This is a genomic window from Sinobaca sp. TMA16-18 (genome assembly GCF_059510535.1).
Genome location: NZ_JCAKFM010000004.1, coordinates 324,567 through 350,460 on the forward strand (window position 1 = coordinate 324,567; position 25,894 = coordinate 350,460).

21 protein-coding genes are annotated in these 25,894 nt (G+C 42.5%); 1 reads left to right on the top strand and 20 read right to left on the bottom strand.

Annotation, left to right across the window (positions count from 1 at the left end):
- Positions 1-7: 7 nt before the first annotated feature.
- Genes AC5W14_RS09990 through AC5W14_RS10010 form a run of 5 tightly spaced genes read right to left on the bottom strand, consistent with a single transcriptional unit; the run spans position 8 to position 7,952 of the window.
- The gene (locus tag AC5W14_RS09990; RefSeq protein ID WP_496194282.1) at positions 8-1,393 is read right to left on the bottom strand and encodes a DNA cytosine methyltransferase; all 1,386 of its coding nucleotides are present in this window, start codon (positions 1,391-1,393) and stop codon (positions 8-10) included.
- Positions 1,341-2,075, bottom strand: coding sequence for a DUF6339 family protein (locus AC5W14_RS09995; protein ID WP_496194283.1), 735 nt, complete (start codon positions 2,073-2,075; stop codon positions 1,341-1,343). Before AC5W14_RS09995 ends, AC5W14_RS09990 begins: the two co-directional genes overlap by 53 nt.
- The gene (locus AC5W14_RS10000) at positions 2,075-3,022 is read right to left on the bottom strand and encodes a hypothetical protein (protein ID WP_496194284.1); all 948 of its coding nucleotides are present in this window, start codon (positions 3,020-3,022) and stop codon (positions 2,075-2,077) included. The genes AC5W14_RS09995 and AC5W14_RS10000 overlap by 1 nt, the downstream gene beginning before the upstream one ends.
- Positions 3,019-5,127: a hypothetical protein gene (locus tag AC5W14_RS10005; RefSeq protein WP_496194285.1), complete on the bottom strand. Its 2,109-nt coding sequence runs from the start codon at positions 5,125-5,127 to the stop codon at positions 3,019-3,021. Before AC5W14_RS10005 ends, AC5W14_RS10000 begins: the two co-directional genes overlap by 4 nt.
- Positions 5,127-7,952 (bottom strand): Z1 domain-containing protein, encoded by a 2,826-nt coding sequence (locus AC5W14_RS10010; protein WP_496194286.1) that lies wholly within the window; start codon positions 7,950-7,952, stop codon positions 5,127-5,129. Before AC5W14_RS10010 ends, AC5W14_RS10005 begins: the two co-directional genes overlap by 1 nt.
- A 203-nt stretch (positions 7,953-8,155) precedes the next feature.
- Between AC5W14_RS10010 and AC5W14_RS10015 the strand changes: the two genes are divergently transcribed.
- Complete coding sequence (locus AC5W14_RS10015; RefSeq protein WP_496194287.1) at positions 8,156-8,569, top strand: very short patch repair endonuclease; 414 nt, start codon at positions 8,156-8,158, stop codon at positions 8,567-8,569.
- Between the two features lie 385 nt (positions 8,570-8,954).
- On the opposite strand, the gene AC5W14_RS10020 is transcribed toward AC5W14_RS10015, so the two are convergent.
- From AC5W14_RS10020 to AC5W14_RS10090, 15 genes are all read right to left on the bottom strand, one after another.
- Complete coding sequence (locus AC5W14_RS10020) at positions 8,955-9,287, bottom strand: J domain-containing protein (RefSeq protein ID WP_496194288.1); 333 nt, start codon at positions 9,285-9,287, stop codon at positions 8,955-8,957.
- A 243-nt stretch (positions 9,288-9,530) separates the two neighbouring features.
- The gene (locus AC5W14_RS10025; protein ID WP_496194289.1) at positions 9,531-10,520 is read right to left on the bottom strand and encodes a tRNA dihydrouridine synthase; all 990 of its coding nucleotides are present in this window, start codon (positions 10,518-10,520) and stop codon (positions 9,531-9,533) included.
- Positions 10,521-10,651: 131 nt separating this feature from the next.
- Positions 10,652-13,747 carry an AAA family ATPase gene (locus tag AC5W14_RS10030; RefSeq protein WP_496194290.1) on the bottom strand — a complete coding sequence of 1,032 codons (3,096 nt, stop codon included), beginning with the start codon at positions 13,745-13,747 and terminating at the stop codon, positions 10,652-10,654.
- Positions 13,744-14,901, bottom strand: coding sequence for an exonuclease SbcCD subunit D (locus AC5W14_RS10035; RefSeq protein WP_496194291.1), 1,158 nt, complete (start codon positions 14,899-14,901; stop codon positions 13,744-13,746). The genes AC5W14_RS10030 and AC5W14_RS10035 overlap by 4 nt, the downstream gene beginning before the upstream one ends.
- A 171-nt stretch (positions 14,902-15,072) precedes the next feature.
- A complete protein-coding gene (locus tag AC5W14_RS10040) occupies positions 15,073-15,456 on the bottom strand; it encodes a VOC family protein (protein WP_496194292.1) in 384 nt (127 codons plus the stop codon).
- Between the two features lie 129 nt (positions 15,457-15,585).
- Positions 15,586-16,104 (bottom strand): YehS family protein, encoded by a 519-nt coding sequence (locus AC5W14_RS10045; RefSeq protein WP_496194293.1) that lies wholly within the window; start codon positions 16,102-16,104, stop codon positions 15,586-15,588.
- Positions 16,105-16,149: 45 nt separating this feature from the next.
- Positions 16,150-16,629 carry an SRPBCC family protein gene (locus AC5W14_RS10050; RefSeq protein ID WP_496194294.1) on the bottom strand — a complete coding sequence of 160 codons (480 nt, stop codon included), beginning with the start codon at positions 16,627-16,629 and terminating at the stop codon, positions 16,150-16,152.
- A gap of 116 nt (positions 16,630-16,745) precedes the next feature.
- Entirely contained in the window at positions 16,746-17,198 is a 453-nt protein-coding gene (locus AC5W14_RS10055) for a VOC family protein (RefSeq protein WP_496194295.1), read from the bottom strand.
- A 233-nt stretch (positions 17,199-17,431) separates the two neighbouring features.
- Positions 17,432-19,477 carry a multicopper oxidase domain-containing protein gene (locus AC5W14_RS10060; RefSeq protein ID WP_496194296.1) on the bottom strand — a complete coding sequence of 682 codons (2,046 nt, stop codon included), beginning with the start codon at positions 19,475-19,477 and terminating at the stop codon, positions 17,432-17,434.
- A 214-nt stretch (positions 19,478-19,691) separates the two neighbouring features.
- Positions 19,692-20,435 (bottom strand): Ltp family lipoprotein, encoded by a 744-nt coding sequence (locus AC5W14_RS10065; protein ID WP_496194297.1) that lies wholly within the window; start codon positions 20,433-20,435, stop codon positions 19,692-19,694.
- Between the two features lie 147 nt (positions 20,436-20,582).
- Complete coding sequence (locus AC5W14_RS10070) at positions 20,583-21,437, bottom strand: ABC transporter permease (protein ID WP_496060158.1); 855 nt, start codon at positions 21,435-21,437, stop codon at positions 20,583-20,585.
- Positions 21,434-22,390: an ABC transporter ATP-binding protein gene (locus AC5W14_RS10075; RefSeq protein WP_496194298.1), complete on the bottom strand. Its 957-nt coding sequence runs from the start codon at positions 22,388-22,390 to the stop codon at positions 21,434-21,436. Before AC5W14_RS10075 ends, AC5W14_RS10070 begins: the two co-directional genes overlap by 4 nt.
- 293 nt (positions 22,391-22,683) lie before the next feature.
- A complete protein-coding gene (locus AC5W14_RS10080; protein WP_496194299.1) occupies positions 22,684-23,403 on the bottom strand; it encodes a GntR family transcriptional regulator in 720 nt (239 codons plus the stop codon).
- A gap of 17 nt (positions 23,404-23,420) precedes the next feature.
- Positions 23,421-24,443: an ADP-ribosylglycohydrolase family protein gene (locus AC5W14_RS10085; RefSeq protein WP_496194300.1), complete on the bottom strand. Its 1,023-nt coding sequence runs from the start codon at positions 24,441-24,443 to the stop codon at positions 23,421-23,423.
- Between the two features lie 21 nt (positions 24,444-24,464).
- Positions 24,465-25,856 carry a PTS transporter subunit EIIC gene (locus AC5W14_RS10090; RefSeq protein ID WP_496194301.1) on the bottom strand — a complete coding sequence of 464 codons (1,392 nt, stop codon included), beginning with the start codon at positions 25,854-25,856 and terminating at the stop codon, positions 24,465-24,467.
- Between the last annotated feature and the right edge of the window lie 38 nt (positions 25,857-25,894).

Here is a 25,894-nt window from a genome sequence, read left to right on the forward strand (position 1 = left end):
GCCTTTCTTATTTCACGGCCTGCTCTTCCTCTTTTGATATCCATTTTTTTAAGCTTTCTGCTAATGACTCAGCCAAAAGCGGCGGTACAGCATTTCCAATCTGCTTAAAAGCTTCACTCATCCTGCACTGAAATATAAAATCATCTGGAAATGACTGTATTCTTGCGGCTTCTCTAACTGAAATACCTCTAGGTTCCCAAGGATGAATATGACTGTATGTGTCAGTAGAAAGATGCGCGACTAAAGTATGTGATGGTTTCAATCCATTAATTCTTTTCCATTTTTCTTTAAATTTTTCCGTACTATAAGGAGGAACCATACGCTTTTTTTCCTTTATATACAGTTCCTTGTCGTGTAGTGGATCAATATTGAAAGCTTTACAATGTTCTTCAAAAATTTCCACAGCTATTCTATGAGCATCAACGTAGTTATCTCCCTCATTCATTTTTTCAAATATAGGAAAATCTCTAGTTGTTTTTCGATATGCATTAGCAGTTACTCTATTTAATAAACCATTATTTCTCATTAATTTTTGAAATTCATTAAGCGCTTCTTTTTGATAATCAAAAGACAGATTTAACGGATAAAATTGGTATTTATCTTTTGCACTCCGATATAGTGAAGGCAGATCGGATATAGCTTCTGTGGCTGTAACCCATCCAGGAAGGTTTTCATCAGGTCTTATCGGTTCTATAAAATTAGGAGCTTCTAAAAATTTTTTAATTCTTCGATATCCTCTTGGAACCGTTCCATCATTTGTTCTATGGGTAGGTATAGGAAGCATTTTTTTATCTATTGAAGCGTGCTTAGAAGCAATGACAAAAATTCTTTCTCTCATCTGTGGAACCCCAAAATCAGCAGCAGTTAAAATTGTCCATTTTGCATTGTAACCATTTTCGATAAATCTTTGGCAGACAGTTTCAGGTATATTTACTCCACCATAATTAACTGCTTCTACTACATTTTCCATAACTGCATAATCCGCCTTAAGATTCAATACAGAATCTACGAAATTTTCAAAAAGAGTTCCTCTTGCATCATTTGTGTGAACTCTATCTTCACCTAACGACCTTAGCTTCCCTTTCCCAATAGACGAGTAAGCTTGACAGGGCGGCCCCCCAATCACCATTAAAGGTCTGCTTCTATCAATTTCTTCTTTTAGTACTCCAAGGTCAAAAGTTTTTATATCTCCTTGATAATGCTCTCTATCGACTCCATCTTTCCAATGCAGGTTATATGAAGCAGTAGCAGCGGCCAACTCATTAATGTCCACCCCTCCTGCTATGTCATATCCTGCTTTCTTGAAACCGTAGGCAAAACCTCCACATCCTGAAAAAAGATCAATAATCTGCGGAGTCACTGACTGTGAAATATTCGAATAGCTCTTTAACATATACTTTTTCTCCTTTTGGATGCAAAGCGGGCTCAATAGTTTCTGTTTTAGCAGTGTTAAGTTTCATTAGTCTGCGAAATAAAGAGGAGTTTCTTTTTTTCTGTGATTTATCAATTTCTCCATAAGATCGCATAATTTCCCTGGTTAAACTAACCCGATATCCATTCATACCTGCTCTTTCAACTAACTGAACAATTTCATCTGTAGTATTACCTGCAAGAGCTTTGTATGTATCATTTTTATTTCCCTGCCATGATAGATAGATATACCACCATAAAACTTTCAACCATATTCTACGCGGTTCTTTCCAATATCTGTTTTCTTTTAATCCCCATCTATTATAGACGATATCAGGCACTACAGCTAAAGACAAATACCTCCAAAAATCATTTTCAGCCATGGTTCTTACATTGATATTTTCATATTCAGATAGAATATCAAAAAGCTCCAATCCAAATATTAAATCCAAATCATAACTTGAAGTTTTTGTTTCTTTATTTTCCTTTGTTAATAAATCACGAGTATCAAAATAAGCTTTTAAAAGTTTATTTCTTAATTCTATATTGGATTCGTCAAATTCTTCAGGAGGGGTTTCTTTCCAGGAACCAAAAATTCTTTCTGCTTCCTGTCTGCCTATTTTTTTTACTTCCATTTTTCCTTCATTTTTTATTATTTGTTCCATTACATATTTCCCTCCAAATATTTCCTTATGGATATACTTAAGCGCTGTGGTTCGGAATGATCCCATTGAAAAGTATCAATAAAATAAAAGACCGCTTCTCCAATACTGCCGGATGAATTGTTTATTCCTTTAATAATATCATTCCAATAATCCGATGTTTTCACTTTATTAATAATAATCTCTAGAGCAGAAGCCATTATTTCTACGAATAATGGAGAGTTACGAACATTTTTCCCGTCATACACTTTATAATAGTTGGGATGTTCTCTATTTATACAAAGTTTTAAATGTTCTTCATCAAAAGAATCTTCCTGGGGATCGGTCCACGAACAAATCACCCACCATAGAGGCATCTTTTTATCCGATACTTCCACTATTGGAAAGATTGAACCGCTTCCTTCGATTACAACAGTAAGCTGATTGATAATTCCTAAATTCAAGCCTGGATCATTCCCAAGCATTGTTTCTTCGGAAGATACGTTTACTGCTTTATTTTTTATATATATCACTACTTGAATATTAACTTGATTTTTTAATTCACCACGATCAAAATTCAGATCTACCATGCATTCTAGTGGTGATTTGTGTTTACTATCGAATGATATCACTTCAAAAGCACTTCTTATATTGGAAGATTTACAACTCCATATAACTCCCAAAGCTAACTCAGCTTCCATGGGGGCTACTCCATTTTCACCAAATAAGAATGAAGGATTGGATATCATTATGTTTTGATTTATTTTCAAATTATGCTTATCCGGCTCCCAATTGTAATAGGGATCTTCAAAATATACTGTTTCTTTTAATGTACTTTCTTCAGGGTATAAAGTTTTCAAGGGTTGAGTACTATTATGATAGTAACTAAAGCTCGTTTCTCCAATTGCTATTCCGAGTCTTTGATAAATTTTATCATCTATTTCGGGATAAAAACTTAAAGGTAGTCTCATTTTTCTACACCTGCTTTTTTCTGCAATTCATCTATAGTCGAAATAGTCCCTTTTATGTTATTTTCTTTGGAAGCAAAAGTAACACTTCCAATAATGCTAATTGGATTTTCAGTCATTTTTTCGAATTGTATCCCACAATTTATCCCATACCTAAAAGATTTTTTAGAGCTAATAATTAAACTGTTAAATTCAACATTTTTAACATTTAAATCAAACATTTGATAAATATTAAATACCTCATTATCAACTTTTAATGATTTTATTTCCATTTGATAAATATATAATGGAAAGGGGCTCCCTATTTCTTTCTCGTCTTCCCAATTTTTTTCATTAATATTTCCGCCTTCCGACTTCACTAAAAGTTCCATAATTGTAGTTTTTACATTTTTACCTATACCTATCTCAAAATCCATATGAATGGAACCTTCTTTAAAAATAGGCGATCCAATAAAAGAAAGAGAAGATTTATTGCTTTTATTTTCTAAATTAGTCTTGACTCCACCTTTAGGTTTCTTGTGTGTATTCGGTTTTTTACCAAAATTCTCCGGAGGAAGCAGTATACTTGCCAAAGATTTACCAATTCCCGTCTTTTTTGTTTCACCAGAGATTACATCTTTTGTTTTGTATTGCTCATTTATTTTACGCCCTACATGATTTTTAATTTTAGAAACTATATGAGGATTGTTTTCGTTAAGTGTTCTGTCATTCCAGGAAGTATGGTCAGCTTTTTCACCTCCGCGGAGGTACTCTTCCAATGTAAGACGATCATATTCTTTTTTTAAAACTTTTTCTGCATTTGGTACAAATAATCCAATAATATATTCATTCTCATTTGTTGGCTGAATGTTGTTGATCCAGCTGCCGACAGCATCATAATTAATAATCATCCCGGGTTTTCTAATATAGGTGATTAAAGGAGAATTAAATTCTTCATTATTAAAATTCGTATTTGTCTGTTCGTAAGGAGAAGCTTTATTATGAGGCGGAAGCATTAAAAGGTCTTTTTTCGATAATTTGGCAAAAACGATCTGCCCTGCCTCTCCTCCTCCTTCAAAAATATTTTTAAGATGTATGGATTTTTTTATTATTTTATCTTTCGTTAATAATAGTTTGCTGTCATTCTTAAACGCATAATCAGTAGTATTGTATAAATCCTGAATGACTTGAAATGCTGGAAGCATTAAATTCGGATCGATTATTTCCTCATTAACGTAGGCCCTTATTTCTTTATTTACTTGATAATGCCTGTTACCAAGTCTTGGTGCATACCATCTTTGAATAGAAACTTTTAGATAGTCTTCTATTTTATGCAGCCACCAGTATCTTTCCCAGTCCATCTCTTGGTAGCTTGCTTTGGCACTGTACATCAATTCTTCTTCATTTATAAATGGAATAATTACAGCTGTGCCTGTCTCCATACCTACATAAGGCTCAACATTAATATCTGCTAATATCTGCATGACCTCATTATCATCAGTTATTGGAATAGTTTCATTGGGTTTGATTTCTTTTCCCCACCACGCTATTCCTCTTTTTGGTCCGGTAGAATCAGATTCCAGTAAAGTATTCTCTTTCGTTTCATCCTCCACTAAACAGGCAGCAAGGCGGCTTTCAAATTCTCCGTTTTCTTTTTGAATTCGACTATAATACAAAACCAGCCCCATACCTGCTCTGAAATAGATAGTTTTTCCAAGACCCCAGGAGCCTCCGGACCCTTCTTTCTGCTGAGGTTTACTTATTTCATAAATTAACGTCATTAAATTTCCAAAGTGACGACCTTTAACATCATCAATGTGAAGAGGACCCTTTAAGCCTGTAGTTTTACTGTCACGAACCACAATACTTTTATTAATTTGATTCCCATATTTATTTAATAGCTCTTTTTCAATTCCAGTAAAGTGACTGCTGAATTTCTCGGTTTCAAACTCTTTTAAATTAAACCTTACATCCAGATAATCAGAATCTTTTAAGACTGCATCTGAACTGTTCTGTATAGATTCTCTAACCAAAAGATCCAAGGTTGGTAATTCGTCGTTTTGTATTAATCTTATTAAAGAACTTCCGCTTTCAGACATTTTTCCATGTGGAGCTATTTCTATATCCATTATACTATCTCCTCATCTGCCAGCTCAGGAATATTAATTTCCAGTGCTCCGTAAGACTTTTTAGTAGTCGTATCTTCCTGGGGGATCATTAAACATAGACCTATAATGTCCGATGAAGCCTTTAAATCTTCCCGTCTGCTTTTATTAATAGTTTCATCATTATTTTTCCCTGGAGCAACTTTCGAGTGTTGATGTATACAATAAATAATTAGTATAGGTGTGTTTTTCAAACCGGCATTCTCCCTGATTTCGCCTACTTTTTTTATACTTGGACTACCTTTTGCCAATTCGTCTTTGTATTCATCTTTTAAACTCGAAGGATCAATATCTGCATATAAATCGACGGGAGCCCTCAGCACTCCAATATTAATAATATCCTCGTTTTTGGTAATTATATTTTTTCTATTTCGTGTTACTTTACCCACTACTTCACCGTTAGGAAGTAACCAATTTTTTGAATCATCTTCACCACTTGGGGCTGTACCCGACACTATGACATTCCAGTTATCAATTTTTCCATCTTCGGTTTTTCTCTCCACCCATTCAATAAACGGCTGCAGCTCTCTATCACTAAAAACTCTCGTACGTTCATGGAAATTCATTTTTTTTAATAAATTTTCTTTGATTTCATTAAAATGTATATTTCTCCACACCATTCGATTTTTTATTCTTTCTCCATTCGGCAAGTTGTGTAAAAAATCTTCAGTATGATGTTTATTTTTTTGCTGAATTTCTCTATTATCTTCGAATAGAATAGTTTGAGTACTTGCTCCTGTAAAATCAAAAGATACTTTTTTTGCTGACTGTTGTCTGGAAGCAGCTGTAACACGCAGCCAGGATACTCCGGGTGTATTCTTGACTTTAGGTCCATATTCTCCCGGATCCACAAGTGAACGTGAATAAGCCGATAAAGTTTCCCTAAGTTCATATTCTAGAGTTGCTAAAAATCCAAATTTATCAATTGAATCAGCTTCCATCCAGATTCTTGGGTATAATTCATATCTTGGTCTATAACCAAACCATCTGCCCATCTGCATAAGTGTATCAGCCTGGTTTGTGCCTCTAAGAAAATAACTGCTGATCAATCCTTCCATGGTTAAACCACGCGAAAGAGTAGTTCCCCCTACTACAATAAAAGCGACTGGATAATTTAACTCTTTTATTTTTTCTTCAGAAGGATAAGCAAGCCTTACAAACATTCCTTCATCATTTATTCCATTATTTGAGCAGTTATCAACGCATAAATGAAGATATTCTTTATAAGTGAGTTCTCCATCCTCATCCAAAGGTATGTGCGTAATATCTTGTATTAAGGTAAGAATATTATCACTTATAGCTTCAAACTTTTGAAAGATGTAAGTTTTATCTAAATCTCCACTATATTCCTTAAAAGAAGTAACCAAGTCCTCTTTATTGAATCGGGCAGTTTCTTTATGCCAGACCTCGCGGCATCTATCAAGAATAAATTCAGTTCCTGTAGTCTTCAGCCAGTTTTTAATTCCTTCTGCTATGTTGGTATGATGCTGCTGTTTTTGGCTGGTATGAACCATCATTGTTAAAGGTTTTTTATATCCATGGAGTTTTAAAGAAGAATGTGCACATAAGAACCAGCATAAAGATTCAATTAAAGAATTAGGCAGTTCCTGTCGCGCCCCATTTTGAATTTTATTAAGCACAGCTTTATCTTCATCGTCAACTTCTCTAACTATATTCAAACCTTGAAATTCATCCATACCCTCTACCCCAAATATTTCTTTCGGGCCAAAATATTCATTAGTAGTACTTAATGCTTTAATAAAGTTTTTTGGATATAGAGACTCTCCCCCAAATTCATTTAAAAAATTCGCGTAGGGGGTAGCTGTATAACTCACATAATTTACTGCTGTTGGTTGTTTGTAAAGTGTATTATTTTTTTTACTTTTACTTTCTACCAAATTTACTATGAGTTGATTTATTGCTTTTCGATCTATTTCTTCATTTTCATTTTTCACACTCATATCTGCAGTATTTATGCTGCCTTGATCAGCTTCATCATCAATTATTAATATTTTCATTTGACTGTATTTATTAAGGTCATTCTGTAACGCATCCAATAAATCTTCCAAACGTTTTTTGTTTTTTAAACACACGTAAAGGTGTGCATCATTGGTACCTTTAAAATGAAGGTCTGAAACACGGGCACCAATAGGAGCATTACGTTTAACATTTGATAAAGATTTCCAGGAAATATTACCTGGATGATTCAAGTCTTTTATTAAACGATCCTGGGTTTGTTTTCTAAGGTTTTCAACAAGGCCTGATAATACTATAAACATGTTCCATCCGTGATCAGCTGCCATAGCCATTAACCCAGCCATATTAGCAGTTTTTCCGGATTGCACGTTTCCGACAACTAATCCCTTAATGGGTCCTGTTTCGGAAGTATTCGTACTTAGCCTTCTTAAAATTGATACACTGGCTTTTTCGATTTGTTCAACAGCTTCAGGACTTAATTTCTTTTTCTCTAAATTCTTTTTATACAACTGCCAGGAAGATCTATCATCGGCAGGAACCAGTGCTCCATTATCAGCTTCCTTATCAATTAATTGGGCACCTTGATTTCTTTCTTCAGCTGATATACTCTCCTCATCAACTTTTTTTATATTTTCCACTAAGTCGAACCACTGTTCCTTTGATAATTCAGGCCAAAAATTATTATTCTCTTGGGACTTTAAAAAAAGTTCCAGTCCATTGATGGTTTCTTTGCCACCATATGCGATACTTTTCCAATCAAAATTGTTACTTTTAGCATCTTTTATCCAATTTCTTGGTTTATCGTATTTCACGTCCAAAATCCTCATAGTAATTCCTCCGTTAGTTATATATAATCCTGGGAGCAGACCTAACCATTTTAGTAAGTTATTATAAATTGATTACTATATATACCATTTGTACTATATAGTATATCAAATCAGTGAATATATTATAATGAGTAATAAAGTAAATATTTGTATAGATATATATAAAACTGTCAATTGAGGAGGCATTTATGGATAATTTAAGTTCTAAAGACCGTCAAAAAAATATGAAAGCGATAAAATCTATTTCCCAATTAGAGAACAAAGTTTCCAAATCGTTATTCAATAGAGGACTAAGATTTAGAAGAAATGTAAAAGATTTAAAAGGCAAACCAGATTTTGCAGTAAAAAAATATAAAATCGCTGTATTTATTGATTCCTGCTTTTGGCATCAATGTCCTATACATGGAAATATGCCTAAAACTAATAGTAAGTTTTGGCATCAAAAACTTGCCCGCAATATAGAAAGGGATAAAGAAGTAACTTCTTGGTATAAAGCAAACAATTGGAACATATTAAGAATCTGGGAGCATGAATTCAAAGAAGATTATGAAGAAACTATTAATAAAATAGAAAATTTCTTTATTTCTCAAAAAAGATACTGATTAGAATTCTTGAACTGAAGTATCTAATCAAAAAATGAAAACCTTCACTGATTACTACACGCTTTTTCACTAAAAAATGCTGAAAAAAGCTTCTCGCACATTTGTTAAAGTTGTGGCGAAAAGCTTTTATTTAAAATATTAAAAGATAGAATGACTTTCATAATTCGCAGCCTTACGGGCGGAAGAGATTGAAATCAAAAAAAGGAGGAACCTCCCCAAATCTCGAAGGGATAGATTGCGACCACCATTCTAGAGATTGGTGGAAACCCCCATGCCTATGTATATTCGACAAGAAAGCCTGTTTGATCTGCAAACCTTATACGATTTAGAACCTACCCACCGATTTGAGGAAGTCCTTTCTTCTTTATCCATCGCTCCAATATAGTTATAATCCTAAAAGCATCAATGGTATACCAATAATAAATCCTATAATAAAAAATCCTACAGCTATTTCAAAGATAGATAAATCGTCCCAAGGATGCTTATCTGGTTCTTTCATAGAAACCTCCTCAATTTTATCCCCATGTGTAATCATTAAATTGTATTCTTCGCGTAGGTTAGAATCTTTTAAAACTTTATACGCTTTACTAATCATTTCAAATTTTTCGGGGGAAGTTTCATTAGGATACTTTCTTACATTTAAATAGTAAGCATTTCTTATTTCTTTATAATCTGCTCCAAAAGAAAGACCTAAAACTTCATAATGATTTCTTTCCATGAATTTACCTCCTTTACTTATTATTGAGATAATATAACTAAATAAATGTTATATAAAGGAAATTATACAGGATTTAAGTTTATTTAACTAGTACTTTTGAATTATTATTGATGCAAATCGACGTGATACTCGTTGCCTTACTATTCTATATAGTAGTAATATAGAAATAAATAAGAGAAATATAAAAAAGCCCACTGGATACTCCTTTGTCTTCGGAATATCCAGTGGGCTTTTTTTGTACACTTACGAATTCAACTGTTTTTCTTTCATCGTGCCAGCTTCGAATTCATTCAACAGAGCCCGGACTTCATCCGTCGTCTCGGTATTCATCAACTGATTGCGAAGTTCCCCGCCCCCGCGGATGCCGCGGATGTATATTTTAAAGAAGCGGCGGAGCGGCTTGAAGGAAATCGGCTCAATTTCGGTGGAATACTTGTCATGCAGATCCAGATGCAGGCGCAGCAGATCAAACAGCTCCTTGCTGCTGTGCTCTCTGGGCTCTGTTTCAAACGCAAACGGATTCGTGAAAATCCCGCGTCCGATCATGACGCCGTCCACGCCGTATTTTGTGGCAAGTTCCATCCCGGTCTGATGATCCGGAATATCGCCGTTGATCGTAATCAGAGTGTCCGGTGCTATTTCGTCCCGAAGAGCCATGATTTCCGGAATCAGCTCCCAGTGCGCCTCGACGGCACTCATTTCCTTTTTCGTGCGCAGATGTATCGATAAGTTGGCGACGTCCTGCTTTAATACGTGCGTCAGCCAGCCTCTCCACTCGTCGACGTTCGTGTAGCCGAGTCTTGTCTTTACGCTCACCGGCAGACCGCCCGCCTTGGCCGCCTGGATAATATCGGCTGCGTTATCCGGATAGCGGATCAGGCCGCTCCCTTTTCCTTTGGCCGCCACGTTCGGTACCGGGCAGCCCATATTTATATCGACTCCCTTGAAGCCCTGCTCCGCCATGCCGATGCTCATCTCCCGGAAATGCTCGGGCTTGTTTCCCCATATGTGAGCTACCATTGGCTGCTCGTCTTCTGTGAACGTCAGGCGTCCCCGCACGCTGAAGATCCCTTCCGGGTGGCAGTAGCTTTCCGTGTTGGTAAATTCGGTAAAAAACACATCAGGCCGGGCCGCTTCCGCCACTACATGGCGGAACACGACGTTCGTCACGTCTTCCATCGGCGCCAATACAAAAAACGGCCGCGGCAGGTCACGCCAAAAGTTTTCTTTCATAATTTCCATTCCAATCCTTTCATCTATATAGTCTCTATTTAAAAACAGATCTATTTATATTGTCCTTTTATTTTTCTTAGCCCTGTATATTTTACACGACTCATGCGTTCGTGCAAAGAGACAGGTTTCTTTTAATTCAATACAAACCTCGTCTCGCTGTATCCTTCTTTTGTCTTTTTCACTTCCAGGGTCGCAGGAATTACCTGTTTCATCTCCTGCACGTGGGAAATCACGCCAATCATGCGTCCCGACTGCTGCAGGTCAACGAGCGTATCGATCGCCTTCTGCAGGGATTCCTCATCAAGGGAGCCGAAGCCTTCGTCAATGAACATCGTTTCAATCGAAATACCGCCTTCGTACGCTTGGATCACGTCTGCCATGCCGAGCGCAAGGCACAAGGAGGCGTTGAACTTTTCGCCCCCGGACAGCGTCTTTACGTCCCGCACCTGTCCGGTATAGTTATCGAGCACATCGAGGCCGAGCCCGCTCTGCCTGCCCCGCTTCTCCAGACGGTCGCTGCGCATCAGGTAGTACTGGCCGTTTGCGAGGCGCTTCAGCCGTTCGTTGGCCGCATGAATAATCTGTTCGAGAAATTCAATCTGCAGGTAGCGCTCAAAACTGATCTTTTTCGTATTTTCCCCGCGCACCACGTCATACAGGTCTTTAATCAGCTGAAACTCCTGTTCTACGTCCGCCAGTTCCTTTTCGGCAGCGGCAATTTTCTCCCTGCCCAGTTCGGCATTATTGAGATAGCTTTTCGCCTGCTGTTGCGCCGTTCTTGCCTCTTCCATTTCCAGCTTGAGTGCACCCAGCTTCTCCTGCAGCGCCGGCAGGTCGACTCGTTCCCGGTCTTGTAATTCCTTCTGCAGGTCTTTCACCTGGACCGCGACAGTCTGCACGGCGGTATGATAATCCTTTACTTCCTGCTGCAGCGCTTCCCGCGTTTCCAGTGGCAGCTTGGCTTCCTGATAGGCGGCTTCCGTGGAAAATCCGGCCTTCTCCAGCGCTGCTTCATAGGTGTTCTGTACGTTTTCAAGCTTGCTTTGTACTTCCTGAAGCTGTTCTTCGGTATGCTTGACGTTTGCTTCTGCGGTAAGCAGCGCTTCCTTTGCCTTATCTCTAGCCTCCTGCGCCCGCTTCCACTCGCCTTCGAGCTTTTCGTACGTTGCGGTTGTTTCCTCGATTTTTTGTTTCAGGTGCGTAAGGGAGCGCAGTTCTTCCGGAATCGAAGCAATGCTCTGCTCATACAGCGATGTTTCCGTCTTATAATCGGCACGCAGATTGGAAAGCCGTTCCGTCATTTTTTTCTGCTCTTCTACCTTTGTTTCAAGCGCTTTATCGTTTTTTCTAATTGTTTCCCTTAACTCATCTATCGTTTCCTGATCTTTTTTCAGCTGCTGAATACTCTGGTTCAGCTCAATGCCCTGTCTGGAAATGGTTTGAAAATCCTGTTCTGCGCTTTCGGGATTATAACCATTATCGATCAATTCCTGCTTTTTTTCGTTCTCCTGCTCCTGTATCGCATGTGCTTTCGCCTGGGCGTTCGTGAAATCCCCTTCCTTCTGCTTTTTCTCGCGGCGCTTTGCTTCCAGCTCCTCTTTACCAGGAATATCATCTGTCAGCACCGCAGACTTCGGATGTTCTTCACTCCCGCAGACCGGGCAGGGCTTTCCATCGTGCAGATGATCCGCCGCCAGGATACTGGCCTGTCCATTGAGCCAGCGCTCCTCCAGCTGTTCAAACGATTGTTCTTCTTTTTCATAAACGGCCTTAAATGCGGATACTTCTTTTCCTGCCTCATGCTTCGCCGCCTGTTTTTTTAAGTACTCTTTCATAATCGTAGCAGCAGTACGGAGGTCATTTAATTGTTCTGTTTTCTCCTGGAGGGAGCGGACGTTTTCTTCGAGCGGCTGCAGTTCTTCCCGCTTTTTAGTCAGTTCCGCTCTTGCCTGCTGAACCTCCCGTTCGCCCGCTTCTGCCTGTTTGGAAAGCGTTTCTTCTTCGACTTTTAACTGCCGGATTTTCTGCTTTTTACTCTCCAGCTCCTGTACCGTGGGCAGGTGTAATTCAAGGCGGTCCCGTTCTTTTCTCGTATCCTCCCGGAGCGGCGCTTTGTTTTCTTCCTCGTTAAACAAAGCCTGGGCAGCCTTCTGCTTTTCGGATGCACTGTTATACGCGGATCTTGCCTGTTCCTGCTGGTTTCGTTTACGTGCTGCTTCTTCCCGTATCTCCACTGCCTGCTTTTCATATACTTCCAGCTGCGCGGCTTTCTCGGCAAGCTGCAGCTGCTGTTCCTTTGCGGCAAACTGCTCCTGCTTGTCTTCGAGATGCTGCTGTTCCCGCTGCTTTTCTGCCAGCGTATCGATGCGCTTGTTCAATTCCTGCGCCTGATGAAACTGGACTTCAACTTTTTTGGCGCTTTCTGCTTTGGCCTGGAACGTTTGGTAGGTGTCCGATTGCTGCTGTTCGTAAAACGAGATTTCCTGCTCCAGCCCGTCCAGCACCTGGTTCGTATTGTAATGCTCCTGCGCGAGAACGTTAAAAAACGCCGATGCGTCCCGCTGTGGCAGAGACGCTTTCGCATTTTCAATATGTATCTCTCTTGTGCGCTTCTGGCCGTCGAACTGCTTTTGGATGTCTTTGCGTTTGCCGTCCAGATGATCGACGACCCGCTTATAAAAGCTTGTCTTAAAAATTTTCCGCAGAATTTCTTCCTTGTTTTCTGTTTCTGAGGTGAGCAGTTTCCGGAACTCCCCCTGCGGCAGCATCACAATCTGGCTGAACTGGTCTTTCGTTAAGCCGATAATCGACTGGATTTTTTCATTCACCTGGGTGGCGATAAAGCGATCGGTTAAAGGCACTTCTTGCCCGTCCGTAATTTCATAGAGTTCATACTTGTCCCCGGTGCCGCTTTTGTTTCCCTGCTTCACATGACCGAGCTGGCGGAATACCCGGTAGGCGCGGCCTTTGAGTTCAAATTCAAACGTAACGGAGGTATGCAGGTCGTCCTCGGCAAAGTGGCTGCGCATCGAGCGGATGTCGCTGCGGTCTTCCCCGCTGGCATCCCCGTAAAGCGCAAAGCAGATCGCATCGAAAATCGACGTTTTGCCCGCGCCGGTTTTTCCGGAAATCACGAACAGCTTGTGGTTCTGCAGATCATCAAAATCAATCACTTCCTGATTTTTATACGGACCGAAAGCGGTCATTTTTATTTTTAATGGCTTCATTTCCGCTCCCCCTCTTTCACATTCAGCGCCTGCAGCGCATCCTGGAATAACTGCTCGGTCGCTTCCGTTGCTTCCGAGCCTCGCACTTCTTCATAGAACGATTGAAACAGCGCGAAGTCACTCATCTTCGTACGGTCTTTCAGCGTACTTTCCGAATCGGTCACAGACAACGTAGGAAATTCCCGTTCCACGTGCATGGCGTTCGGATAGACCGAGCGGATCTTCTCCATGGCTGAGAGCACCACCGTCTCGTCAAGCAGTTTCACAAACACGTAGTCTTCACATATCTCATGCTCCAGAATATCAGCGATAAAGCCTTCCACAGCATACATGTCGCGCTTTGGCTCCAGCAGTCTCTTTTCTACTTCCACCGTACCGTCGGCAGCAATGTCCACTACCAGATAGCCTTTTTTGTGCGTCTGTTCGGAAAGGGAATACTTCAGCGGCGAGCCCGCATACTGCACCGACTGCCTGCCGACGAAATGTCCCTGATGCAGGTGGCCGAGCGCTACATAGTCAAAACCGTCCAGATACCCGGCGCTTGCCTGATCTGAGCCGCCTATGGACAACTGGCGCTCGGACGTGCTCGTGTTCTCTTTTTCTTCCCCGTGCGACGTAAGAAACGCGTGGCCTACAAATACGTGGCGGGCATCCGGATCTTTGGCGGCTTCTATTTTTGCCGTAATCGCGCGCAGGGCGTCGTCGTGTGTTTTTACGGTTTCGTCCTCGAAAGCAAGCCGCACCTGGCTCGGATCAGTATACGGCACTAAGTGAAAGTGCACCTCACCGGCGTCATCGTGCAGCACGACCGGCTGAAACGGCTCGCTCAGTTCCCCGGTAATATGAAAGCCGGACTGTTTCATTACTTCCCGGCCAAAATGCAGGCGGCTCGGGCTGTCATGGTTGCCTGCGATCGCAAGCAGCGGCGTGTTCAGCTCGATCGCAATGATTTCCAGCACCCGGTTTAATAGCTGCACGGCCTCGGTCGGCGGCACCGCCCGGTCGTACAGATCTCCTGCAATAATGACCGCATCCGGCTTTTCTGCTTTGACCGCTTCGATAAACTGTTCCAAAATATATTCCTGGTCTTCGGTCATATACACGCCCTGAACCAGCTTTCCTAAATGCCAGTCCGCCGTATGGAAAAATTTCATCCCTGCCACTCCTCTTTTCTAATGTATGAAATAAAAGCTGTCTATGTAAAGAATGTATGTTCTCTCGTTAGAATTACTATACCAAATTGGAAGATGTTTTTGTATGGATAGCTGCAATGAAAAAAAGCCTCTTAGAAGGTCACTGACCTTTTAAAAGGCTTACCCGCTTTCTTACTGCTGGGTGGCAACACTCCATATATTTCCTGAGAAGTCTTTAAATGTACCTCTTTTGTCCGGGTCTCCTTTTTGAACAGGCTTTTCCATTGACGTGCATCCTGACTGAACGGCTGCATCAAATACCTCGTCCACGTCCGGCACATACACATGCAGCAGATGGCTCACAGCCGGAAACTGCTCTGAAGCGTCTGCGATCATCATTACCGAGTCATCAATCTGGATCTCGGCATGCATGATGGTTCCGTCCGTATTATCATAGCGCCGCAGTTCCTTTGCATCAAATACCTTTTCTAAAAACTCCATCAGCTTCTGCGCATCGTCCACGATTAAATAGGGGGACAGCGAATTGTAACCATCCGGTTTGAACGTACGATTCATTCCAATCACCTCCATTTGCTTATCCTATGCCCGGTTATATGAATAATAAACAAAAAATTCCAATCCCGCTTCAACGATACAAGAAACAAAAAAGCGCCGTCTCCATTTAAAATAGAGCAGGCGCTTTTGTTATCCTCTGTATTTGATTGCTAATCCTTTTAGGAAATTCCTTGCATACTGATCGCCGAACTGCCGGTAGTTCTTATGGCCTTCCTTCCGCAGCAGGCCGCTTACTTCCCCTTTGGTGATCGTAACGTCAGCATTGGCCAGAATATCCACAATGTCCTCACTCGTTAGCTGCAGGGCGATTTTTACTTTTTTCAGCATCACGTTATTCACACTCGAGTAATTTTTAATCGACCGGTCCGGCTTCATCGGTTCGCCGTCTTTAGAGGTCTGCGGTCCCCGCTTGAACGTGATCAGCCCATTTAAAAAGGACTCGAGCATGCTGTTTGTGCATTTGAGATGATTGTCATCTTCATACACTTCGTCGTCTTCCTCGTCGTCACTTTCTTCTATTTTCGTAAGTACCTTCCGTACTTCATCTTTGGAGAGATCCACCCCGCCAAGCTTGAATATTTCCATTACGTCCTGATCTCTTATATCCAAAGCGTATCGTATTCTAATGACGATGTCGTTGTTATTCATTCGTAAACCTCCATACTGTATCTATTCCAACTGCTTTCCCTTTACTTAACGGTTTCGATTCAGGGTTTCCCGGTAGTATTCTTTCAGCTCCGCTGCATTGTCTTTCCATTCCACCGGCTGTCCATAAACCAGCTGTTGAAAGGCATCCAGGCACACATGCCAGCCTGCCGCGGTCTCCACTGCCCACGCATCGTCGTCAAACGTATGCGTGAAAATCATGCGGCACCCTGTCTCTTCTTTCCGTATTACAATGCTCAATAAATCATCCTCTTCACGGAAACCAAGTACTTGGGGCTGCTCCAGCTCTGTAATAACACCATTGTATGTTGTTCCTTCCCCGTCATCGAAGGCAATGCCGCCCCCCACTCTCAGATTCATTTCCCCTGTCGCAAACGGATACCACCGGGAGAAGGCATCCGGATTTGTCAGAACACTAAAAACCTCTTCCGGAGTGTAAGGCAAAAACCGTTCAAACCGTAACGCATAACGCCCGTTTTCCTTATGTAGTGTACCATATTCATTCATCGTTTCATCCTCCTTTTCTTCGCTTGTCGGGTCCAGATTACCATTAACCGTACACTCATTATGGCATACCTGTTTTTGTGTGTTTATCGAAACAGAAAAAAGAAAGGCAGCAAATTTCACTGCACTTCCTTTTCATCCATTTTCTCCGCCAGCTCCACAATAATTCCTTCCGGTCCGTGAACGTAGCATAATTTGTACATGTCTTTATAATTTGTGATTTCTCCAAAAAGTTCTGCGCCTGTCTTTTTCAATTTAGCCGCAATGCCCTCAATATCTTCCACAGCAAAAGTAATATGCCGGATGCCCAGCGTATTGGCAAAAGACGGCTGCATCCCCTTTTCATCCAACGGGCTATAGAATTTAACCAGTTCCAGGTTGGCCTCCCCACCCGGCACCCCCAGCATGACCACCATCTCTCTAACATCCGTCAGCCCGATTATCCGCTCCACCCATTCGCCTGCCACTTCCGTTTCCCCCAGTACTTCCAGTCCGAGCTCCAGAAAAAAGGCTTTAGCCGCTGGAAGATCATTAACGACCACACCTACATGATCCATTCGCTGCACCTTCATATTCCACACCTCCTCCGTTTAGACCGGCCCAAACGAATATTGAATAGTACAGTACACTTCTCCTTCCCGGACTCTTTTTCCTTTTAAAATAACCGGCTTTGGCAATCAATTAATACCTTTTCAAAAGCGTACCTCTATCGTCTGCATAAAATCTCAAACAAAAAAGCCATTTCACAGTTATTTCATTGCAAAACGGCTTTCCACAATCAGCTGTTTATTGATACAGTCTGTTATCATTCCGGATGGTTGCCCGGCTCATCTCCTGCTTCAAACGGAGAGTGGATGCCTTCGTACCCCAGATGCATCGTCATGCCTAAATCTGCATGATCAAGATTGTGGCAGTGATCCATCCACATGCCCGGATTATCTGCTTCAAAAGCAACCTCATAGGTCTCTCCGGGTTCCACATTCAGCGTGTCCAGCTTGATCGGGCTTCCGCTAACGGCTTCACCATTCCTGCTTAACACCTGGATATGGTGTCCGTGCAAATGCATCGGATGATCGGCAAAGCTGCGGTTCACAAACGTGGTTTTCACCATATCTCCTTCCTGGACCATAAAGCTTGGCGTCTCCGGAAACACTTCTCCGTTGAGCGCCCATAGATTTCCGGACTCCCCTTTATAATTACCAACGTAGATATTATCCATAATCATGGTAAATTCCCGGTCGTATTCCGTTTCTTCGGTAAAAGGGGTCTCCTTTGGTGTTCCGTACGTGGTCATATCAAAAAGTTGTAATTGATCCGCTGGAGGCTTTTCTACTGGCTCCCCGTTTTCTCCAAACGTCAGGCTCACGTCATTGTGGCCATTTTCCACTTGAAGGCTTACCGGCGCCTCCGGTTTTACGAAGGTTACATCATACCTTCCGCCGGCAGGAATCTTTAACAGCTGATTCTCCAATTCGGTGGGTTCATTAATTTCCTCCCCGTCCAGCGCGTCGACTTTAAACGGGGTGCCGTCCAGCGTGAAGTTTTTGGTTCCGTTGCTGCTGTTAACAAGCCGCAGTCTGACCGGCGTTCCCGGCTCTATCACCTGGTATTCCTCCTGATCACTTTGGTTAAGAGTCGTCACAGGGTCTTCTCCCACTTCCCAATCATGAACGATGGTCGTAATTTCGGTTTCCTGCTTCACGCCCTCCGCCGGTAGAATATTGAATGCTCCGAACAATCCCCGCTTTACCTGCTCAGAGGCCTGCTGGTGGGAGTGGTACCAGTGCGTGCCGGTTTCTTCCGCTTTAAAACGATACGTGTACGATTCGCCCGGCTGGACGGCGTCCTGGGTCATGCCCGCCACCCCGTCTTCTCCGTTTGGCACATCTACTCCATGCCAGTGGATGGTTGCTCCTTCCTCGATGTCTTTGTTGATCAATTCAACCTCCACCACGTCTCCTTCCCGGGCAGTCAGTTCCGGTCCGGGGTACTCCCCATTAAATGTCCAGGCTTCTATCACTTTTCCCGAGCTCAGCTCCACCTCTTCCTTTTGAGCTACAAGAGTGTATGTCTCATCCGGTTCTTCGTCAGTGGGTCCTTTCAAGTCAGCAACACTAACCATTTCATGACCGGCGTGCGCGCCGTGGCCTCCCATATTAGTGAACGGCTCACCGCCTCCGTAATCAACTTTTTCATTCATCATATCGTAGCTCTCCGGCAGCTCGCTGGCCTGCATCGATAAAAGAAAAGCGCTGCCTCCCGCTGTGGTTAATAACACAAGCAGGCCGGCAAACCTCGTGAGCCTCATAAAAACTCCGGAAGACGTCATCCGCTGGTACCGCCACTTATGGTAAAACCAGCTTCCCAACGTGACCCCTGCTGCTATCAATAAGTACATAATTATTTCCGTAACTTTAGGAATGGCCGGGGGTGCCATAAAAACAATATACGTAGCAATGACAGAAGCCGTGAGCATGCTGTAAACGGGTACTATTTTTTTCAGATAGTCCGGCCCGTTCATTTCTTCGTGTTTTGCCCTAGGTACGGAAAAGATAAGAACGAACAGCATTGGAACGACAAACAGAGGCAGAATCGTCGTAATCCTATCCATCGCAAACAGCCAGCCTAACGTTAAAAATAGAAGCAATATAACCGCTCCGTACAATGCAACCAGTACCATTCCAGTCCATAATCCAATCCTGGATATAATCCGCTTCCATTTATTCCATACCCCATCGTTGTACAGCTGATGGCTGATCAGCAGCCCCGTTACGGCCCATACGACAGACAAAGCCAGCACCAGGATCACTTCCAGACCAAGCAATGCTTCAATCATCATCTTCCCCTCCATGCTCATAATATGCCTTTAGACACTTCTACTCCTGCCAGTGACCATTAAACAGATGAATCTCCGCTTCTTATTACTTATAATGCTAACGGAATTTCTGCCTGCTACATTCGCTCTTAAGAGGTAATTTTCAATAGAACTTGAGACGTATATTATTAAAAAGAAACAACAAAAAGCCACCAGGGGCTTGCCCTGATGGCTTAGATTATTATGTTTATTACAAACCGACCTGGCCGGCAGCGTATGCTGCGTGCTCTGTGCTGAATCCTTCAAACGTTAATTGATCAATTAACCCCTGTCTGGAAAAGGAGCTGTAGTCCATATAATCTTCAGCGCTTTTAACCGCCTGTTCCTGCCAGTCAACGCTGATATTTTCTACACCATGCGCGGCCTCTGAGGAACTGAACCCTTCAAACTCTAACTGTTCAATCAATCCTGATTTGGAAAATGCCGAGTAGTCCAGATAGTTCTCGGCCTGCTTGACCGCCTGTTCCTGCCAATCAACGGTGATGTTATCTACCGCATAGGCGGCATCTTCTGCGCTGAAACCTTCATACTCCAACTGCTCGATCAATCCTGACTTTGAAAATGCCGAGTAGCTCAGGTAATCCTCTGCCTTGCCGACTGCCTGCTCCTGAGAAACAGATCCGCTGGATTCTTCAGCCTCTGCTTCTTCTTCTTTAACCTTCTGTTCTTCCTCTTCATTATTAGCTTGTTCATCCGTTTGTTCTTCCTGCGCAGCCTGTGTTTCTTCCTCGGCCGCTGTTGCTTCTTCTGTCTCTAGTTCTGTTACATCATCCGCCGTATTTTCCCCGGCTACTTCTGGGGAAGGATCAGATGGATTTACTATAGCCATTATAATGAAAAAATAAATAACAGAAGCTGTAATCATTTTCCACTTCGCACCAGAACGATACCCCGGTATCCGCTGATACCATTTTTTCTTTTCTTGATATCTCAATGAGCTACCCCCTTTTTACATTTATTGGTTACAGCTTACCAAGAATAAGTTTCACTGACAATCAACAATGAGGGCACTTTCAGATAATTTTAGTTATATTTCAAAGCCCTTGATAAAATGCTTTTTGACGATTGATTTTCCTTTGTTTTAATAACCGCGGGACATCATTTCCTGCTTTCGTTTTTCCATCGTGGAACCGGATTCCTTACGCGCCATTCTTCGCAAAAGTCTTGGCACAATGAGAAAACCTACGACAGTCCAGATTCCAAGCATTCCAAACATTTCAGCATATCTCCAGGATTCACCAATCTCTGCTAACACGGCTGTTTCAGGCAATAAGGCGGAGCGCATTCCTAAGCCCAGCCAATAGACAGGAAAGATCTGTCCAATAATCTGCACCCAGTCCGGCAGGCTTGTAATCGGATAGAAAATACCGGAAATCGCAGTGATACCGCCAATCGGTAAAAAGGTTAGATTAAAGGAGGAAGAGGTACTTTTTACTACGGAGCCAATCACCGCTCCCCAGGGGAGGGTTGCTAATGTTCCGAGAATAAAAATAACCAGCAGCATCAACCAGCCTGTCCACCCCGTGTCCGCTAACCCCCGGATCAGGAATAAACCGGGAACCAGCAGCATGACAAGACTCACTAATGTATAAGTAATAATACTAATGACTCGGCTGATTAAATAACTGACCATGCCGTTTGGCGTTGCCTTCGCCCGCAGCAGTGTCCCATCTTCTCGTTCAAACGTTAAAGTAGTCGCAGCTCCCATGAAGCCGCCGAACACGACGAGCATTCCCAGCAGACTCGGAAGGGTGAACATCGCCAGTGCCATATCCGTACCTTCAATCATCCTGTTGCGTTGAAAATACAAAACAATCAGGAACACAATGGTCATGATCACATTAAAGCCGAATTCCTGCGGATTTTTCAGCATTTGTTTGAATTCAATCCAGCCTCTAAGTACACCTAATTTGGCAGCGTGCATAATAGGATTCATTGTTGTTCCTCCTCAAAGGTGGATACTGTCTTTTCCAATTCGCCGGTCTCATTGATTTGCTTAATCATTTTAATATATGTGTCTTCCAGACTTGCTTTTTTCACTTCCAGGTCAGCAATATTGTCTCCATGCTGTTCAAAAAGCTGCTTTACGAACGTGGTAGGTTCGGCTGTCTCCTGCTTAAAATGGTCGCCGTTAGTGGACCAGCGGACTTCCGATTTGCCCGCTACCTGCCTGGCCAGCTGTTCCGAACTGCCATTCGCGACAATTCTTCCTCCTGCTAAAATGATGATACGATCGGAGAGCTTTTCCGCCTCATGCAAATCATGCGTCGTCAATAAAATGGTCGTGTCCTCAAACTCCGACAAGCGCCGAATAACCTCGTGAAAATCACGCTTCGCCTGCGGGTCAAATCCAGTCGTTGGTTCATCCAGAAAAAGAATCTCCGGGTTTCCAATTAAGCCGATCGCCACATCCAGCCTTCTCCGCTGTCCTCCGGATAAACTGCGGATCTTCTGTTTTGCCTGTTCCTGCAGCCCTACCTTTTCAATTAACTCGGCTGCATCCATTGGCTTCGAGCGGGAATCCGTCGTATAAGGCTCGTAATATCTCCCTAAATGCTCAAGCAGTTCCTGCACTCTCCATTTCGGGTGGTCCCGCCACGATTGCATGACAATGCCTAACTTGGACCGCCACAGCTCATCTCCATCTTTAGGCTGCACACCAAGCACTTTGACATTCCCACTTGAAGGCATGCGAAATCCTTCTAAAATCTCTATAGTCGTGGTTTTTCCAGCACCATTTGGACCCAGCAGTGCCAAGACCTCGCCCCGCTTCACTGAGAAATGCACATCTTTTAATATATCTGTCGGTCCGTAGCTCATTTTAAGTGCTTGAACGTCAATGATTTCTGAATCAGTACCCGGGACATTTTCAATTTCCCCTTCCATCATCTCACCCTCCTCTATATTTGGTACGTACTGTTAAATACAGTATATAATAACTGCCGCAATCGTAAGAGGAAGACGGAAGTCAATTCGAATAATTAGCAGATACATGAACTACGCCAAAGGGCTCCAGGTTGCCCTTTAATAATCTCTACTAAAAATTAATAAAGTTTTATAGTATTCTATATTGCCGCCGGATTGATTTTGTTCTCTTTTAGAAATCAAAAAAGAGACGTTCCAAAAGTTCAATGAACTCATGGAAGGTCTCTTTTTCAAAAAATGTAGTGGATAACAGCTAGTCAGCTTTCCAACTGAATATGGTATTTATACCGATCGGCTCGATAATAAATTTCTGCGAACTCCACACCCTGTCCGTTATCAAACGAACAGCGTTCAATATACAACAAGGAGGAGTAGGCATCCACCTCCAGTTGCTTCTGCAGAAAGGAAGTCGCTCCCATAGCTTCAATCGTTTCATTCGCCGTCGTTAGGTGAATATTGTTTTGATCGAATAATTTATAAAGGGAGGCCTGGGGATCTGAAATATCCTTTTCCTCCATATCGAGTAAGTGTACAGGAATAAATGAGCGGTGAAACCCGACCTTTTCCCCGTTAATAATACGCAGACGCTCAATTTTGTATACTTTGACATTTTCTTTCAAGTACAACTTGGTCAGCACCTGAAAAGGAGCATCTACTATCTCGAACAATACCAGCTCGGAAAAAGATTCCCGGTTTAGGTTGTCTTCACTGAAACTTGATATCTTCTTCAGCTGTAAACTATGTTTGGTATTCACTACGATTGTGCCGATGCCGGAGTGTTTTTTGACATAACCGTTTGTCTGCAGCATCTCCATGGCACGTCGAATCGTAATTCTGCTTACGCCATAGTTTTTTTGCAATTCCGGCTCAGAAGGTAGAATGTCCCCTACTTCATATTCTTTATTCACGATTTTATGAAGTAATTCATTGTACACTTTCTTGTACAGGGGCTCCTGCGTTTCAGTAGAGTAAACCATTATATCCGCTTCCAGTCTTAATTTATTCGAGAAGCCACAGCACTTGCCATATCGACTATCTTAAAGTCATTTGCCTTCTCTATAAAATTAATCATATCATAAAATTGGGAGTTTTTCTCACTAACGGCCCCTACTACTGCTCCAACAATCGTAGCAATAGTATCCGTGTCATACCCAATATTTACAGCGTCTACAACGGCTTGAAAAGCGTTGCCTTCATTAGCTTTAATAATACCAAACGCACATGGGACAGCTTCGGATACATGCAGCCCGCTGCCCACCGTCTGATACAGCTTTAACAGGTTATCCTCTTTCGAGCCCGGCCGGTCTACTATATCAAACGCCAGCTTCATTCTTTCGACCACGCTTGCGCCTGCCACTGTTCTGCTGACCTCCTGCCCCAGCCGTTCTCCTTCAACCGCTCCGTACATGCCGGCATCAATTATTTCTTCAAACGTGACTCCGTCTTTTAAGGATTCACTTACCGCAGCTGCCACTGCACCGGCGCCGGATATGGCCAAATGATTATCGTGTGTGACTCTTGTAATCGTTATCGCATCCTGAAGGGCCTTATCTTTGTTACCGGGGTTGAACAATCCGGCCGGCGATATTTTCATAGCCGCCCCGTTTGTCGCTTTGGAGGCGTAATCGACCGTTACCGCCCCTGCCAGCGGCTGCATTTTCTTACTTTCGCCTTTATACATCGCAATAGCACTTCTCGTGGTAGGTCCCGCAAATCGGTTAAAATAGACCGGCATATTGGACCACTTAATCATCGCTTCTTTCACAGCTTCCGTGGTGATCTGTTGGTCGTTTGTCCCTAACACTTCTTTTATAATAAGATAAATTTGGGAAAAGTCATCGGTTACCTGCCCCGCTTCGTTTCCTAATGCAAACGCCGTTTCACCCGGCTTTTGGAAGTCTCTGACTCCTCCGTTGAACATTTTCCTGATTTGATGAAACGACAGGTTTTCCGTCACTGCCCCCATGGCATCTCCCATTGCTGCATATGCCAAACTCCCTAGTATTTTCTGTTCCATAATAATCTCTCCTTTTTTTGATTATTCTTCTGTATTTTTCGGGTCTTTAAAGCCGAGTATCAGCGTAAGAATCAATGCCGACACAAAGGATATGATGAGCCCCACTACATAAGCCCATAAGGTTGGTCCTGCGAAGGCCGGAATCGTGGTAAGTCCGCCAAAAACGAAAGCATAGCCCACTACGTTAAATACACCCATAAACGCCCCACCAATCGCCGCACCAACGCAGCCGGCAATTAACGGTGTTTTCAACTTTACACCAATCCCGTAAATCGCCGGTTCTACGATCCCTGATAAAAATACCGCCACGATAGACGTGATGGAAAAAGATTTCAACGCTTTGTTTTTGCTTCGCAGAAATACGGCGAAAGCCGCTCCAGCCATAGCAAAGTTCGCGTTGGCAGCGTACGCTATAATACTCGATTGGCCGGTTGAAGCGATGTTCGGTATAACCACTGTTGTATTTGGAGCCCAGTGAACACCGAACATAATAAGAATGTTCCAAATGCCTCCGATGACAGCTCCTGAAATAACGCTGTTCGACGATATAACAAAATCAATACTGTTCGCCGACAGGATACTTAAATAGTTGCCAATCGGTCCGAAAACGACTGCTACGATCGGCACAAGCAACAGCAGTAAGACGGTAGGAATGACTACCATATGTAAGCTGTGCGGCAGTTTGTTCTTCATAAAATGTTCCAGCTTCGACTGCACCCATACGGTTAGAATAGCCGGGATAATCTGTCCACTGTAATCAAAGATAGGCACAGGCAGCCCCATAAAACCAATCGACTCCGAAGAGCCTTCCACCAATGCCAGAAAATCAGGCATAATCAATGCTCCCATGACAGCCAAAGCTATATAGGGGCTGGTTTGAAACCTTCTGGCAGCCGTTATTGCCACCAGCAGCGGCAGAAAGTGAAAGACCGAGGTAGCCGCCAGGGTCAGCATTAAATTGGTTGTACTGTCCTCATTTAAAAGGCCCATTTCTACGGCTAAAATGGTGAATCCTCTTAATAGTCCCGCTCCAGCAAATAAAGGAAGCAGCGGCGTAAAGATACTTACTACTATCTCCAGAAACTGATTAAACCACCGCTTAAAGGAATGCTTCTCTTCTTTCTCTTCTTTTATATCTTCCTCATTGGTTATGTTTACTTTTTCTCTATCCTTTAGTTCTGTCAGATTAATAATTTCATCATACACTTCGCCTACATTGGTTCCGATAATGATTTGAAAAGTGGAATCGGTATCGACTACCCCCATGACTCCTTTTGTCTCTTTAATCTTACTGCTGTCTACTACATCTTTATCCTTCAATTCTGTTCGTAATCTTGTGGCACAGTGAGTAATCGTTTGAATATTGTCTTCCCCGCCCAGCAGCATCACTAATTTCTTTGCTAGTGATTCCATAATTCCCCTCCTTCAAGATTAATAACAACTCACACTGA

What these genes read in the sequence shown, in the direction of transcription:
- AC5W14_RS10050 (WP_496194294.1), bottom strand. Translation starts at nt 16,629, where the DNA reads ATGAATGAATATGGTACACTACATAAGGAAAACGGGCGTTATGCGTTA.
- AC5W14_RS10040 (WP_496194292.1), bottom strand. Translation starts at nt 15,456, where the DNA reads ATGAATCGTACGTTCAAACCGGATGGTTACAATTCGCTGTCCCCCTAT.
- AC5W14_RS10075 (WP_496194298.1), bottom strand. Translation starts at nt 22,390, where the DNA reads ATGATGGAAGGGGAAATTGAAAATGTCCCGGGTACTGATTCAGAAATC.
- AC5W14_RS10030 (WP_496194290.1), bottom strand. Translation starts at nt 13,747, where the DNA reads ATGAAGCCATTAAAAATAAAAATGACCGCTTTCGGTCCGTATAAAAAT.
- AC5W14_RS10045 (WP_496194293.1), bottom strand. Translation starts at nt 16,104, where the DNA reads ATGAATAACAACGACATCGTCATTAGAATACGATACGCTTTGGATATA.
- AC5W14_RS10000 (WP_496194284.1), bottom strand. Translation starts at nt 3,022, where the DNA reads ATGAGACTACCTTTAAGTTTTTATCCCGAAATAGATGATAAAATTTAT.
- AC5W14_RS10020 (WP_496194288.1), bottom strand. Translation starts at nt 9,287, where the DNA reads ATGGAAAGAAATCATTATGAAGTTTTAGGTCTTTCTTTTGGAGCAGAT.
- AC5W14_RS10060 (WP_496194296.1), bottom strand. Translation starts at nt 19,477, where the DNA reads ATGGAGGGGAAGATGATGATTGAAGCATTGCTTGGTCTGGAAGTGATC.
- AC5W14_RS10025 (WP_496194289.1), bottom strand. Translation starts at nt 10,520, where the DNA reads ATGAAAGAAAACTTTTGGCGTGACCTGCCGCGGCCGTTTTTTGTATTG.
- AC5W14_RS10005 (WP_496194285.1), bottom strand. Translation starts at nt 5,127, where the DNA reads ATGGATATAGAAATAGCTCCACATGGAAAAATGTCTGAAAGCGGAAGT.
- AC5W14_RS10080 (WP_496194299.1), bottom strand. Translation starts at nt 23,403, where the DNA reads ATGGTTTACTCTACTGAAACGCAGGAGCCCCTGTACAAGAAAGTGTAC.
- AC5W14_RS10035 (WP_496194291.1), bottom strand. Translation starts at nt 14,901, where the DNA reads ATGAAATTTTTCCATACGGCGGACTGGCATTTAGGAAAGCTGGTTCAG.
- AC5W14_RS09995 (WP_496194283.1), bottom strand. Translation starts at nt 2,075, where the DNA reads ATGGAACAAATAATAAAAAATGAAGGAAAAATGGAAGTAAAAAAAATA.
- AC5W14_RS09990 (WP_496194282.1), bottom strand. Translation starts at nt 1,393, where the DNA reads ATGTTAAAGAGCTATTCGAATATTTCACAGTCAGTGACTCCGCAGATT.
- AC5W14_RS10055 (WP_496194295.1), bottom strand. Translation starts at nt 17,198, where the DNA reads ATGAAGGTGCAGCGAATGGATCATGTAGGTGTGGTCGTTAATGATCTT.
- AC5W14_RS10015 (WP_496194287.1), top strand. Translation starts at nt 8,156, where the DNA reads ATGGATAATTTAAGTTCTAAAGACCGTCAAAAAAATATGAAAGCGATA.
- AC5W14_RS10070 (WP_496060158.1), bottom strand. Translation starts at nt 21,437, where the DNA reads ATGAATCCTATTATGCACGCTGCCAAATTAGGTGTACTTAGAGGCTGG.
- AC5W14_RS10090 (WP_496194301.1), bottom strand. Translation starts at nt 25,856, where the DNA reads ATGGAATCACTAGCAAAGAAATTAGTGATGCTGCTGGGCGGGGAAGAC.
- AC5W14_RS10085 (WP_496194300.1), bottom strand. Translation starts at nt 24,443, where the DNA reads ATGGAACAGAAAATACTAGGGAGTTTGGCATATGCAGCAATGGGAGAT.